A 13,349-nucleotide genomic window follows, 5' to 3' on the forward strand; every position below is an offset into this window, starting at 1 on the left:
GCCCCTCCTCACGCCCGGGCGGCGCGCGCGGCGGCCCACTAGGCTGTGCCGTCGTGAACGCCTCCCGTACCGTCGCGCCCGTCACCGGCGCGGTGACCCGCTTCCTCGGCGGCGTCGGCCTGCTGCTGCGTGGCTTCGGCATGTACGTCCGCAGCCCGAAACTGATGCTGCTCGGTGTGGTGCCGGCGCTCATCTCCGGCGTGCTCTACCTGGCCCTCTTCGCCACCCTGCTGTACTTCGTGGACGACCTGGCGGCCTGGCTCACCCCGTTCGCGGACGGCTGGTCGTCGACCGCGCGCGGGCTGCTGCGGGTGGCCGCCGGGCTGGCCGTCGTCGGGGTGGCCGCACTGGTCGGGGTGCTCACGTTCACCGCTGTCACGCTGGCCGTCGGCGACCCGTTCTACGAGGCCATCTCCGAGCGGGTCGAGGACCGCCTCGGCGGCACCCCGGGCCAGGTGGACGTGCCGTTCTGGGCCTCCATGCGGCGCAGCATCGCCGACTCGTTGCGCCTGGTGGCCATCTCCGCGCTGGTCGGCGTACCCCTCTTCGTGGCCGGTTTCATCCCGCTGGTGGGGCAGACGGTGGTGCCGGTGGTCGGCGCCCTGGTGGGGGGTTGGTTCCTGGCGTTGGAGCTGGTCGGCGCGCCGTTCCAGCGGCGCGGGATGCGGCTGCCGGACCGGCGGTCGAAGCTACGGGCGGACCGGCCGACCGCGCTGGGCTTCGGGGTGGCGGTCTTCCTGTGTTTCCTGATCCCGCTCGGCGCGGTGCTGGTCATGCCGGCCGCCGTCGCCGGGGCCGCCCTGCTGACCCGCCGGTCGCTGGGCCAGCACGTCGAGGAGCGCTGACACCATGAACGAGGAGCGCTGACACCATGGACACGGTGCTGATCCAGGGCGACATCACCGCCCAGCAGGTCGACGCGATCGTCAACGCGGCGAACTCGTCGCTGCTCGGCGGCGGGGGCGTGGACGGCGCGATCCACCGGCGCGGCGGGCAGGCGATCCTGGCCGAGTGCGAGGCGCTGCGCGCCTCCCGCTACGGGCGAGGGCTGCCGACCGGGCAGGCGGTCGCCACCACGGCGGGTGACCTGCCGGCGCGCTGGGTGGTGCACACCGTCGGGCCGGTCTTCTCGCCGCGCGAGGACCGCTCGGCGTCGCTGCGGGACTGCTACGCCAACAGCCTCCGCGTCGCCGACGAGCTGGGCGCGACCCGGATCGCGTTCCCGCTGATCTCGGCCGGGATCTACGGCTGGCCGGTCGAGGACGCGGTCGCGCAGGCGCTGACCGTGCTGCACGCGGCCAGCCCGGCGCACCTGGTCGAGGCGCGGCTGGTGCTGTTCGGCGCGGACACGTACGCGACCGCGGCGCGGGTCGCCGCCGGGCGGTTCAGCTGAGCGTGCGCCGGCACGACCACTGGCTGTCCACCGGCCGGTAGCCGAGCGCCGCGTTGATCGCCAGCATCGGCGCGTTCGCCTCGTCGTTCGAGGTGTACGCGGCCCGCACCCCGCGCGCCGCGGCGGCGTGCAGCGCGGCCTGCTTGGTCAGCCGGGCCAACCCCCGCCCCCGGTACGCGGGCAGCGTGCCGGTGAAGTCCGACCACATCCGGTGGCCGTCGCGCTTCACCAGGCTCAACGCGACCAGCTCACCGTCGATCTCGGCGACGGTGCTGGCCTCCCGGTCCAGCCCGAGGTTCTCCCAGCACTCGTGGCGCCAGAGGTCGTAGTCGAGCGCGTCCGTCGGCACGTCCCCCGGCTCGTCCCGGGACGCCTCGGCGTCCACCCGGTGGACCCGGCGCGGGTCGAGGCCGGCGGCCGGCAGCAGCCGTACGCCCGGCGGCGGCTCCGGCATCGGCGGAGCGGTGCGCAGGTCGAGCGCGGAGTAGCGCAGTTCCCGGCTGGGCGTGAAGCCGTGCCGCTGCGCGAACGGCAGCGAGTCGGTGCGGGCGTGGCCGAGCACTCGCGTCGAGCCGAGCGTCCGCAGGTGGTCGAGCGCGGTGTCGAGCAGCGCGGTGCCGGCGCCTTGGCCGCGATGGTCCGGGTGGACGTGCAGCGTGGAGACCTCGCCCACCCCGGGCGTCGAGGTCTGCGTGTTGCGGTACGCCGACGCCCAGCCGACCACCTGCCCGTCCGCCTCGGCGACCCAGGCTGCCCAGTCCTCGCCGGGCGGCGGATGGCCGATCATCCGGCGGGTCGACTCGACGCCCCGCACCAGGTAGGGGAAGACCAGCTTGCGCAGCGCCACCACGGCGGGCGCGTCGTCGACGAGAGCGCGACGGATCACGGCTTCACTCATCCGCGCGACGCTAGCCACCCCGCGTCGATGCCGCGACCGGTTTGTTGAGCGGGGCCCCCTCCGCTGCCGAATGCGTTAACCGGGGGCCCCGCCTTACGCGGAATCGCGCAGGATGAGTTCCGTGGGGAGCATCAGCGCCTGCTCGACGTGCTCACCGGCGGCGATGCGCAGCAGTTGCCGGGTCATCGTCCGACCCAGCTCCACTATCGGCTGCCGCACGGTGGTCAGCGGCGGCTCGGTGTACGCGGCCGTCTCGATGTCGTCGAACCCGATCACCGCGACGTCCTCGGGCACCCGCCGCCCGGCCTCGCGCAGCGCCCGCAGGGCCGCGTGCGCCATCAGGTCGGAGGCGGCGAACACCGCGTCCAGCTCCGGGTCGGCGGCGAGCAGCTCACGCATCGCGGCGGTGCCGGACTCCCGGGTGAAGTCGCCGTACGCGACCAGCTCGGGAAGCCCCGCGGCGGTGAGCGCGGCCCGGTAGCCGATCAGCCGCTCGATGCCGGCGACCATGTCCTGCGGCCCGGCGATGGTGGCGATCCGCCGCCGGCCGGTCGCGATGAGGTGCTCCACCGCCCGGGTGACGCCGCCCTCGTGGTCCACGTCCACGTACGGCACGTCGGCGGCGTCGAGCGGCCGGCCGCTGCACACCACCGGGATGCCGAGCCGGGCCAGCCGGCCGGGCAGCGGGTCCTCGCCGTGCAGCGAGGCGAAGAGCACGCCGTCGACGTGCCGCCCGGTGGTGTACCGCTCGACGCGTTCGTGCCCGGCCGGCGAGCCGGCCAGCATCAGCACGAGCTGCTTGTCGGCCGCCTCCAGTTCCTGCGCGGCGCCCCGGATGATGCCGGGGAAGACCTGGTCGTCGGAGAAGACCCGGGTGGCCGCCTCGGGCATGACCAGCGCCACCGAGTCGGTGCGCTGGGTGACCAGGCTGCGGGCGGCGAGGTTCGGGACGTACCCGAGTTCCTCGACCGCCCGACGCACCGCCTGCTGGATCGACTCGGCGACCGTGGTCGAGCCGTTGACCACCCGGGAGACCGTGGCCCGGGAGACGCCGGCCCGCCGGGCCACCGCCTCCAGGGTCGGCCGTTGTGCCGTCGTCATCCCCGTTACCACCACCTCGTCACAGCCCGTTCCGGGCGATCACCTCCTGGTACCAGCGGGCGCTCTGCTTGGGTGTGCGCCGCTGGGTCAGGTAGTCGACGTGGACGATCCCGAACCGCTTCCGGTAACCCTCGGCCCATTCGAAGTTGTCCAGCAACGACCATACGAGATAGCCGCGCAGGTCGACCCCGCGGGCGATGGCCTGGTGCGCGGCGCGCAGGTGGCCGTCCAGGTAGTCGGTCCGGTCGGCGTCGGCGACCCGGCCGGAGGAGTCCCGGGTGCTGTCCGGGAACGCGCCGCCGTTCTCGGTGATCATCAGCGGCAGCCCGGGGTGGTCGGCGGCCACCCGTTCCAGCAGCCGGGTGAGCCCGGCCGGCTCGATCGACCAGCCCATGTCGGTGAGCGTCCCGGTCGCCGGCAGGAACTCGACCGCGCCGGTGGTGCCCGGGTACGCGCCGCTGCCCGCGCCGTCCGCCCGTCCGGCGACGTAGGTGGGGGAGTAGTAGTTCAGGCCGAGCAGGTCCAGCGGCGCGGCGATGATCTTCTCGTCGCCGTCCCGGACGAAGTCCGTCGGGACGATCCGGTTGACGTGCGCCAGCACGTCCTCCGGGTAGCCGGCGCCGGTCAGCGGGTCCAGGAAGATCCGGTTGTGCAGGCCGTCGACGAGTCGTACCGCCTCGGCGTCGGCGGCGCTGCCGGCGTCCGCCGGTTGCACGTCGGCCAGGTTGAGCGTGATCCCGAGCGTCTCCGCGCCGGCCGCGCGCAGCGCCCGCGCGGCCAGGCCGTGGCCGAGCAGCAGATGGTGTACGGCCCGGAACGCGTCCCCGGCGTCCTGCCGGCCCGGCGCGTGCACCCCGTTGCCGTAGCCGAGGTACGCCGAGCACCACGGCTCGTTCAGGGTGGTCCAGGTGCGGACCCGGTCGCCGAGGCAGCGGTGCACCGCGACCGCGTACTCGGCGAAGTGTTCGGCGGTCTCCCGGACGGTCCAGCCGCCCCGGTCCTCCAGCGACTGCGGCAGGTCCCAGTGGTAGAGCGTGACGATCGGGTCGATGCCCCGCGCCAGCAGCGCGTCGGTGAGCCGGTCGTAGAAGGCCAGCCCGCGCGGCTCGACCGGGCCGGTGCCGTCCGGCTGGATCCGCGGCCAGGCCACCGAGAACCGGTACGCGCGCAACCCCAGCTCGGCCATCAGCGCGACGTCCTCGGCGTACCGGTGGTAGTGGTCGCAGGCCACGTCGCCGGTGTGGCCGGAGTGCACCGCGCCCGGCGTACGGCTGAAGGTGTCCCAGATCGACGGGCCGCGGCCGTCCTCCCGGGCGGCACCCTCGATCTGGTACGCGGCGGTGGCCGCCCCCCAGACGAAGCCCTCCGGGAAACGCAGCTCACTCATGCCTTCACCGCACCTTCCATGATCCCGCCGATGATCTGGCGGCCGAACAGGACGAAGACCAGCAGCAGCGGCAACGTGGCGATGGCCGTGCCGGTGAACACCTGCGACATGTCCTGGTAGTACCCGTCGGAGAGGGCCCGCAGCGACAACTGCACGGTGGGGTTCTCCGGGTCGTTGAGCACCGCGTACGGCCACAGGAAGTCGTTCCAGGTGGTCATGAACGTGAGCAGGCCGAGTACGGCGGCGGCCGGGCGGAGCGCGGGCAGCACCACGTTCCAGTAGATCCGGGCGGTGTTGCAGCCGTCCATCCGGGCCGCCTCGATCAGCTCGGTGCTGACCGCCTGGCCGGCGTACTGCCGCATCATGAACACGCCGAAGCCGGTGACCAGCGCCGGCACGATGACCGCCGGCAGCCGGTCGTTCCAGTTCAGCTTCGTCATCAGCAGGTAGAGCGGGATCACGCCGAGCTGGGTGGGCACCATCATGGTGGCGACGATGACCAGCAGCAGCGCGTTGCGCCCTCGGAAGCGCAGCTTGGCGAACGCGAACCCGGCCAGCGTGGCGAAGAAGACCACCGAGACGGTCACCGTGACGGCCACGATCGTCGAGTTGATCAGCCCGGTGAGGAAGTACGCGTCGGTGTTGTCGAACAGCCGGGCGATGTTGGCGCCGAGGTTGCCGCCGGGGGTCAGCGGCGGCGGGACCTGACCCATCGCGTCGCTGGTGCGGCTGGCCACCACGAACATCCAGTAGATCGGGAAGATCGACAGCAGCGCCGACAGCGCCAGTGCCAGGTAGGTGAGCCGGCTGGCCGACCAGACGCGGGTCATCGGGAGACCTCCTTGCGGGAGCCGCCGCCGAGCCGGCGCAGGAGCAGGACGTTGATCGCCGCGACCACCGCGATCAGCGCGAAGAGCAGCCAGGCGATGGCGGAGCCGTAACCGAAGTTGTAGTGCGGCGCGAACGCGTTCTCGAACATGTACATGGTCACCGTCTGTGACTCGCGCAGTGGCCCGCCGCGGATCGCGTTGGTGCCGGAGTTGAACATCCGCGGCTCGGTGAAGAGTTGGAGGCCGCCGATGGTGGAGATGATGACCGCGAAGATGATGGTGGGCTTGAGCAGCGGCACGGTGATGGACCAGAACTGCCGGGCCCGGCCGGCGCCGTCGATCGACGCCGACTCGTACAGGTCGCGCGGGATGGCCTGCATGGCGGCCAGGAAGATCAGCGCGTTGTAGCCGGTCCACCGCCAGTCGACCATGGTGGAGATGGCGACCCAGGCGGCGAACCTGTTGGCCTTCCAGTCGATCGCGCTCACGCCGACGTGGTCGAGCAGCCAGTTGATCATGCCGAACTCGCGGCCGAACAGCACCGCGAACACGATCGCCACCGCGGCGGTCGAGGTGACGTTCGGGACCAGCACCGCCATCCGCCACGTGGTGCGGGCCCGGAGCTGGCGGTTGAGCAGGTTGGCCAGCCAGAGCGCGGCCAGGAGCTGCGGGACCGTGGAGATGACGAAGATGCCCAGCGTGTTGACCACGGAGTGCCAGAAGTCCGGGTCGGCGAGGAGCTGGCTGTAGTTGTCGAGGCCGATGAACGGGTGCTCCGCGCCGAGCAGGTCCCAGTCGTGCAGCGAGACCCAGAACGTGTACGCCAGCGGGTAGGCCCCGAAGACGCCGAAGAGCAGGAAGAACGGGGCGATGTAGAGGTACGGCGAGTATTTCGTGTCGAACCGGCTGAGCCGGACGCCCCGGACGGGGCGGGTGCTGCGGGGGGCCGGTGCGACCGGCGGGCGGGCGTCGAGCTGGACTGCCATGACCCGGAACTCCTTTCCGCCGTACGGGCGGCACCCGTCGCCGGGACCGCCCGCACGCACTGCTCGGGTTACTTGGCGGCGGCCTTCTCGGCGTTGGCGACCGCATCGGTCCAGCCCTGCTGCGGGGAGCGCTTGCCCAGCTCCACGGTGCGCACGGCGTTCTCCACCTCGGTGCGCACGGCCTGGTTCTTCGGGCCCATGTAGACCGGCTTCAGGTTCTTGGCGCCCTCGGCGAAGATCTTGCCGACCGGGGCCTCGGAGAAGTAGGCGTTCTTCGAGTCGACGATCGCCGGGTCGGTCAGCGCCTGCGGGGACGAGGGCAGCGGGCCCTTGAGCTTGAACGCGCCGATCTGGCCCTTCGCGCTGGTCAGGAACTTGGCCAGCTCGATCGCCTCGGCCTGGTGCTTGCTCTGCTTCGGCACGGCGAGGAAGGAGCCGCCCCAGTTGCCGCCGTTGCCGGGGATCTGGGCGATGTCCCACTTGCCCTTGGCGGCCGGGCCGGCGTTGCCCTCGATCACCCCGGTCATCCACGCCGGGCAGGCGATGGTGGCGAACTTCGACTGCTTGAACGCGGAGACCCACTCCTCCGACCAGGAGCCGTACTTGCCGGAGAGGCCGGAGTCGATGATGTCCATGGTGGTGTCGTACGCCTGCCGCACCGCCGGGTTGCTGCCCACGACCAGGTTGTTGCTGGTGTCGTAGTAGCTGTAGCCGCTGGCGTTGCCGGCGGTCTGGAGCAGGATGGTGTTGAACGTGTTCGTGGCGGCGTCGAGGAACGCGGCGCCGGTCTTCTTCGCGGTGAACTGCTCACCGACCTTGACGTAGTCCTGCCAGGTGGGCCACAGCCTGGACACGGCCTCCCGGTCGGTGGGCAGGCCGGCCTTGGCGAACAGGTCCTTGCGGTAGCACATGGCCATGCCGCCGACGTCGGTGCCGAGACCGATGAGCTGCTTGCCGTCGGCGGTGAGCCCCTGGTTCCACTTCCAGTCGAGGAAGTTGCCCTTCAGGTCGGCCGCGCCGTGGTCGAGCAGGTTGACGAAGTTCTGCGGGTTGGCCTTGTACTCGACCAGCAGCCCCTCCTCGATGGCGACCACGTCGCCGGCGCCCTTGCCGGCGGCGAGCCACTGGGTGAGCTTCGGCGAGTACTCGTCGAGGTTGCTGCCGGTGCCCCGCTCGACGATCTTCACGTCGGGGTGGCTGGCCATGTACTCCTGGTAGAGGTCCGCGTAGCCGAACTGGCCGAAGACGTCGACGGTGAGCGTGACCGGCCCGTCGGCGGCGGGCTCGTCGCCGCCACCGCAGCCGGTGGTGCCGAGCAGTGCGGTGGCGGCGACGAGGGCCACCGCCGCCAGTCGACGGCGCGTGAAGGTGAGCATGCTGTCCTGACCTCTCGGGGTCGTAACGGGTGGTGGAAGGCGGTTCCGGTACTTAGAGAGCGCTCTCACGACAGCCTGCTGGTCGGCCCCGACGCCTGTCAAGAGAGCGCTCTCAGAGCGTCCGAAAAAAGCGGAGAGGGGCGGTCACCGCCCCTCTCCGCCCGATATCGGGTGCTGTGTCAGCCCACCCGAAGACCGTCCAGCAGGCTGCGGTCACCGGCCACGCCCAGCGTGTCGAAGCTGATCCGGCCCATCAGCGCCAGCAGCAGATCACTGGCCGTGCCGGTCACCTGCGCCCGCGCCCGGTGGTCGTCGTGGTCGAGGATCGTCGCGGTGTCCAGCAGCGCGACCCCCTCGCCCCGCAACCGCAGGTACCACTCCTGCGCGGCGTCGGTCGCGGTCAACTGGACCACCCCGTGCCACTGGCCGGACCGGATCCGCCGGCCCGCCGGCAACCAGGTGTCCAGCACCTCGCTCACCCCGTCGGACGCGAGCTTGGCCTCGATCGGGTCGCCCGCACCGATGGCGAGCTGGGCGTCCCAGCGGTGCACCGCCGTCTCGTGCGCCACCCGGCGTGGCCAGAAACCTGCCTTCTTCGGCTGGGGCGCGAAGTTCCACGCCGGCGCCTCCGGGTCCAGCCCCTCCAGGAGCGCGGTGAGCCGCTCGTACTCCTGGGCGTACCACTGGGCCGGGGTGAGCCCGGCCGGCGGCTCCGCTTCGTGCCGCTCGGGACGGCCGGTGCCGCCGGCGGTCAGCACGGTGCCCACCCAGAGGTAGACGCGGCTCAGGTGATGAGCGAGATCGGTGACCGTCCAGCCGGGACAGGACAGCACGGGTGTCTCGGGAGGCGCCTCCGTGACCGCCGCGGCGAACGCGGGCCCCTCCGTCCGCAACGCGCCGATCCAGAAGTCCTTCGTGTGGTGCAGTCTGCTCATCGCCATCCTCCCGGGGGTGACCGGGCCACCAGTGGGTGCCGCGGCTACCCCTCAGCCTAGGGTGAAAGGCGTGCCAGACGTCTACGCCGAACCGACGACCGCCGCCGGACCGACCGATCCGGCCACCCTGGCGCACTACACCACGCTGCGGCTCGGCGGCCCGGCCGGCCGGCTGGAGATCGCCCGCGACGCCGCCGCGATGGTGCGCAAGGTGCGGGAGGCGGAGGCCCGCGAGCAGGCCGTGCTGGTGCTGGCCGGCGGCAGCAACGTGGTGATCGGCGACCAGGGCTTCCCCGGCACCGTCGTGCTCGTCCGCTCCCGGGGCCTCACGGTCGTCGCCGAGCACGGCGACACCGTCACCGTACGCGTCGCCGCCGGCGAGCCGTGGGACGACCTCGTCGCGGCCACCGTCGAGCGCGGCTGGGCCGGACTGGAGTGCCTCTCCGGCATCCCCGGCTCGACCGGCGCGACGCCGATCCAGAACGTCGGCGCGTACGGCCAGGAGGTCGCCGACACGATCGTCGCGGTCGAGGCGTACGACCGCACCCACCGCGAGGTGGTCCGGATCCCGGCGGCCGACTGCGGCTTCGCCTACCGGGGCAGCATCTTCAAGTACAGCGACCGCTGGGTGGTGCTCTCGGTCGACTTCCGGCTCACCCGCTCACCGCTCTCCGGGCCGATCCGCTACGCGGAGCTGGCCCGTGCGCTCGGCGTCGAGGTGGGGGACCGGGCGCCACTGGCCGACGCCCGGGCCACCGTGCGCCGACTGCGCGCCGGCAAGGGCATGGTGCTCGACGCGACCGACCCGGACACCTGGTCGGTCGGCTCGTTCTTCACCAACCCGGTGCTCGACCGCGAGGCGTACGAGCTGCTCCGGGCACGCGCGACCGAGCTGGGCGTGGGCGAGCCGCCGGCCTGGCCGGGCGCCGGTGACGTGGTGAAGGTCAGCGCGGCCTGGTTGATCGAGCGGGCCGGCTTCGGCAAGGGGTACGCCGGCCGGGAGGGCGTCGCCATCTCGACCAAGCACACGCTGGCGCTCACCAACCGGTCCGGCACCGCCAGCACCGCCGCGCTGGTGGCGCTGGCCCGGGAGATCCGCGACGGCGTGCACGCCCGCTTCGGCGTCCCCCTCCACCCCGAGCCCGTCCTGGTCAACTGCACCATCTGACCCCCCGCCCCGCCCCCGCCCCCGCCCCCGCCCGTCGATCTTGCACTTTTGGCCCGGACAATCATCGCTAATGCCCCGTTCCGGGGGCGGCAACTGCAAGATCGCTGGGGCGGGGCGGGGCGGGGCGGGGCGGGGCGGGGCGGGGCGGGGCGGGGCGGGGGTCAGGTGGGGGCTACGGCGGGCCAGGGGAGGGTCAGGTAGCCGTGCCGCCAGGCGGCGGGGCGGTCCTGGACGGGCCAGCCGGCCTCCTTCAGGGCCGCCACCGTGCGCAGCCAGCGCTGGCGGGGGCCGAACGGGGCGTAGCCGGCGGCGGAGCGCCACGCGTGCTCCAGCGCGCCGAACAGCTCGTGCACGCGTTCCCCGGGCACGTTGCGGTGGATCAGCGCCTTCGGCAGCCGCTCGGCCAGCGTCGCCGGGCTCGACAGCGTGGTCAGCTTCGCGGCCAGCGTGAGCGTGCGCGGGCCGGTGGCGTCCAGCAGCACCCAGGCGCCGAGCCGGCCCAGCTCGTCACAGGTCCCCTCGACCAGCAGCCCGCCCGGCGCCAGCCGCCCGGTGACCGTCCGCCAGGCGTCGACGACCTCGCTCTCGTCGTACTGGCGCAGCACGTTGCACGCCCGCACCAGGGCGGGACGCAGCCCGGCCAGCTCGAAGCCGCCCCGGGCGAACGTCAGCCCGGGCGGGTCCGCGGCCGGCCGGGCGGCGGCGACGCGTACCGGATCGATCTCCAGCCCGACCACCCGCACGTCCGCGCGGACGCCGGTCGCGAGCCGGGCCCGCAGTTCCACAGGGGTGACCGGGGTGGCGCCGTAGCCGAGGTCCACCACCAGCGGGTCGGCGGCGGCGCGGAGCGCGTCGCCGCAGGTCCCGACGATCCAGTTGTCCACCCGTCGGAGCCGGTTCGGGTTCGTCGTGCCCCGGGTGACCACCCCGAGCGGACGCTCCATCAGGGCGTCCGGTGCACCTTGTGCTGCGCGGCCTGGGCCAGCGGGCGGACCACGAGCCGGTCGACGTTGACGTGGTGCGGTCGGGTCGCGCACCAGGCCACGCAGTCGGCCACGTCGTCGGCGACCAGCGGCTCGGCCACGCCGGCGTAGACCGCCTCGGCGCGCTCCGCGTCCCCGCCGAACCGCACCAGGCCGAACTCCTCGGTCCGCACCATGCCCGGGTCGATCTCGACCACCCGGACCGGCCGGCCGCACAGCTCCAGGCGGAGCGTGCCGGCGATCGCGGTCTGCGCGTGCTTGGCCGCCGTGTAGCCGCCGCCGCCCTCGTAGACGACGTGCCCGGCGGTCGAGCTGACGATCACCACCGTGCCGGCGCCGGAGCGCTCCAGCGCGGGCAGCAGCGCCTTGGTGACCCGCAGCGTGCCGAGCACGTTGACGTCGTACATCCACTGCCAGTCGCCGACGTCGGCGGTCTCGACCGGGTCCAGGCCGCGTGCACCGCCGGCGTTGTTCACCAGCAGCGTGACCGGCCCGGGCGCGGCGTCCGCGGCGGCGGCCAGGCCGGCGACGGATTCGTCCGAGGTCACGTCGCACGCCACCGCGGTGGCCGTGCCGCCGGCCGCCTCGATCTCGGTGACCAGCGCGGCCAACCGGTCGGTACGCCGCGCCGCGGCCAGCACGTGGAAACCCTCGGCGGCCAGCCGGCGGGCGGTGGCCGCGCCGATCCCGCTGGACGCTCCGGTGACGATGGCGACTGAGGTCATCCGGTCATTGTCCCCCGCCGTCGCGGTCCACGCCGTGATGAGGTCCGTCACGCCCGGGAACCCGCGGCAGGCATTTCCGAACCCCGATGGGGAAGATGACACCCGGCGTACGGGTTGACCGAGAGGCGCCGGTCGTGCGGGACGGCATCAACCGTGACAGAGGGAGCGGACGTGGCGGAGTTGCACACCGGTGTGGGTCGTCAACGAGGAGCCCTGCCGTGGCCCCGGCCGCGCCGCATCGCCACCCTCTCGGTGCACACCTCGCCGCTGCACCAGCCCGGCACGGGCGACGCGGGCGGCATGAACGTCTACATCCTGGAGGTCGCCCGGCGGCTGGCCGAGGCCGACGTCGAGGTGGAGATCTTCACCCGGGCCACCGCCGGTGACCTGCCCCCGGTGGTCGAGATGGCGCCCGGGGTGACCGTCCGGCACGTCACCGCCGGGCCGTTGGAGGGGCTGACCAAGGAGGAGCTGCCGGGACAGCTCTGCGCGTTCACCGCCGGCGTGCTGCGGGCCGAGGCGGCCCGCCCGCCCGGCCACTACGACCTGATCCACTCGCACTACTGGCTCTCCGGCCAGGTCGGCTGGCTGGCCAAGGAGCGTTGGGGCGTCCCGCTGGTGCACACCGCCCACACGCTGGCGAAGGTCAAGAACGCCCGGCTCGCGGCCGGCGACCGGCCGGAGCCGAAGGCCCGGGTGATCGGCGAGGAGCAGGTGGTCGCGGAGGCGGACCGACTGGTCGCCAACACCCGGGTGGAGGCCCGCGACCTGCTCGACAGGTACGCGGCCGACCCCGACCGGGTGGCCGTGGTGGAGCCCGGCGTGGACCTGGACCGGTTCCGCCCCGCGCACGGTGACCGGGAGGCCGCGGCCCGCGCCGCGCGTCGCCGGCTCGGTCTGCCGGTACACGGCTACGTGGTCGCGTTCGTCGGCCGCATCCAGCCGCTCAAGGCCCCGGACGTGCTGGTCCGTGCCGTCGCCGCGCTGCGCGAACGGGACCCCGCGCTCGCCGAGGAGTTGACGGTGGTGATCTGCGGCGGCCCCAGCGGCAGCGGGCTGGACCGGCCCACCGCGCTGATGGAACTGGCCCACTCGCTCGGCGTGGCCGACCGGGTCCGCTTCCTGCCGCCGCGCACCGGCGACGACCTGCCCGCGCTCTACCGCGCGGCCGACCTGGTCGCGGTGCCGTCGCACAACGAGTCGTTCGGGCTGGTCGCGCTGGAGGCGCAGGCCTGCGGGACGCCGGTGCTGGCCGCCGCCGTGGGCGGCCTGGTCACCGCGGTACGCGACGGCGTCAGCGGGATGCTCATCGACGGTCACGACCCGGTCGACTGGGCCGGCGCCCTGGCCCGCCTGCTTCCCGAGCGGAGGCGTCGCGCCGTGCTGGCCCGGGGCGCCGAGCAGCACGCCCGCGACTTCTCCTGGCACCGGACCGTCTCCGGGCTGCTCGCGGTCTACGGCGAGGCGATCACCGAGCACCGGGCCCGGCTGGCCGGCCGGCTCGGCGACCCGGCGCTCTGTTGCTCCTGGTGACCGTCGCCGGGCGACCGGGGTCCGCCGACCGTAG

General features: G+C 73.2%; 13 protein-coding genes. 4 read left to right on the forward strand and 9 right to left on the reverse strand.

All coding sequences use genetic code 11. From position 1 onward, the window contains the following. Positions 1 to 53 precede the first annotated feature (53 nt). Together VKK44_RS00615 and VKK44_RS00620 are read left to right on the forward strand one after the other, a co-directional pair. Entirely contained in the window at positions 54 to 845 is a 792-nt protein-coding gene (locus VKK44_RS00615) for an EI24 domain-containing protein (protein ID WP_343444859.1), read from the forward strand. 26 nt (positions 846 to 871) lie between these two features. Next, complete coding sequence (locus VKK44_RS00620) at positions 872 to 1,393, forward strand: O-acetyl-ADP-ribose deacetylase (protein ID WP_343444860.1); 522 nt, start codon at positions 872 to 874, stop codon at positions 1,391 to 1,393. Here the strand turns inward: VKK44_RS00620 and VKK44_RS00625 are convergent. From VKK44_RS00625 to VKK44_RS00655, 7 genes are all read right to left on the reverse strand, one after another. Beyond that, entirely contained in the window at positions 1,386 to 2,291 is a 906-nt protein-coding gene (locus VKK44_RS00625; protein ID WP_343444862.1) for a GNAT family N-acetyltransferase, read from the reverse strand. The two genes, VKK44_RS00620 and VKK44_RS00625, sit on opposite strands and share 8 nt — an antisense overlap. Before the next feature lie 93 nt (positions 2,292 to 2,384). Next, on the reverse strand, positions 2,385 to 3,392 hold the full coding sequence (locus VKK44_RS00630; RefSeq protein WP_343444863.1) for a LacI family DNA-binding transcriptional regulator: 1,008 nt from the start codon (positions 3,390 to 3,392) through the stop codon (positions 2,385 to 2,387). Between the two features lie 19 nt (positions 3,393 to 3,411). Beyond that, positions 3,412 to 4,779 carry a GH1 family beta-glucosidase gene (locus tag VKK44_RS00635; protein WP_343444864.1) on the reverse strand — a complete coding sequence of 456 codons (1,368 nt, stop codon included), beginning with the start codon at positions 4,777 to 4,779 and terminating at the stop codon, positions 3,412 to 3,414. Next, positions 4,776 to 5,609: a carbohydrate ABC transporter permease gene (locus VKK44_RS00640; protein ID WP_343444865.1), complete on the reverse strand. Its 834-nt coding sequence runs from the start codon at positions 5,607 to 5,609 to the stop codon at positions 4,776 to 4,778. Before VKK44_RS00640 ends, VKK44_RS00635 begins: the two co-directional genes overlap by 4 nt. Beyond that, on the reverse strand, positions 5,606 to 6,595 hold the full coding sequence (locus VKK44_RS00645) for a carbohydrate ABC transporter permease (protein WP_343444866.1): 990 nt from the start codon (positions 6,593 to 6,595) through the stop codon (positions 5,606 to 5,608). The genes VKK44_RS00640 and VKK44_RS00645 overlap by 4 nt, the downstream gene beginning before the upstream one ends. A 68-nt stretch (positions 6,596 to 6,663) precedes the next feature. Beyond that, positions 6,664 to 7,971 carry an ABC transporter substrate-binding protein gene (locus VKK44_RS00650; RefSeq protein ID WP_343444867.1) on the reverse strand — a complete coding sequence of 436 codons (1,308 nt, stop codon included), beginning with the start codon at positions 7,969 to 7,971 and terminating at the stop codon, positions 6,664 to 6,666. A gap of 179 nt (positions 7,972 to 8,150) precedes the next feature. Then, complete coding sequence (locus VKK44_RS00655; protein ID WP_343444868.1) at positions 8,151 to 8,906, reverse strand: maleylpyruvate isomerase family mycothiol-dependent enzyme; 756 nt, start codon at positions 8,904 to 8,906, stop codon at positions 8,151 to 8,153. 70 nt (positions 8,907 to 8,976) lie between these two features. Between VKK44_RS00655 and VKK44_RS00660 the strand changes: the two genes are divergently transcribed. Continuing rightward, positions 8,977 to 10,074, forward strand: coding sequence for a UDP-N-acetylmuramate dehydrogenase (locus VKK44_RS00660; protein WP_343444869.1), 1,098 nt, complete (start codon positions 8,977 to 8,979; stop codon positions 10,072 to 10,074). Between the two features lie 161 nt (positions 10,075 to 10,235). Here VKK44_RS00660 and VKK44_RS00665 read toward each other — a convergent pair whose 3' ends face one another. Further along, positions 10,236 to 11,018, reverse strand: a complete 783-nt coding sequence (locus tag VKK44_RS00665; RefSeq protein ID WP_343444870.1) for a class I SAM-dependent methyltransferase — start codon at positions 11,016 to 11,018, stop codon at positions 10,236 to 10,238. After that, positions 11,018 to 11,782, reverse strand: a complete 765-nt coding sequence (locus tag VKK44_RS00670) for an SDR family oxidoreductase (RefSeq protein ID WP_343444871.1) — start codon at positions 11,780 to 11,782, stop codon at positions 11,018 to 11,020. Before VKK44_RS00670 ends, VKK44_RS00665 begins: the two co-directional genes overlap by 1 nt. 171 nt (positions 11,783 to 11,953) lie before the next feature. On the opposite strand from VKK44_RS00670, the gene mshA reads away from it, so the two are divergent. Continuing rightward, the gene (mshA, locus tag VKK44_RS00675) at positions 11,954 to 13,315 is read left to right on the forward strand and encodes a D-inositol-3-phosphate glycosyltransferase (protein WP_343444872.1); all 1,362 of its coding nucleotides are present in this window, start codon (positions 11,954 to 11,956) and stop codon (positions 13,313 to 13,315) included. Positions 13,316 to 13,349 lie beyond the last annotated feature (34 nt).

It is taken from the genome of Micromonospora sp. DSM 45708 (assembly GCF_039566955.1).
Classification (GTDB): Bacteria; Actinomycetota; Actinomycetes; order Mycobacteriales; family Micromonosporaceae; genus Micromonospora.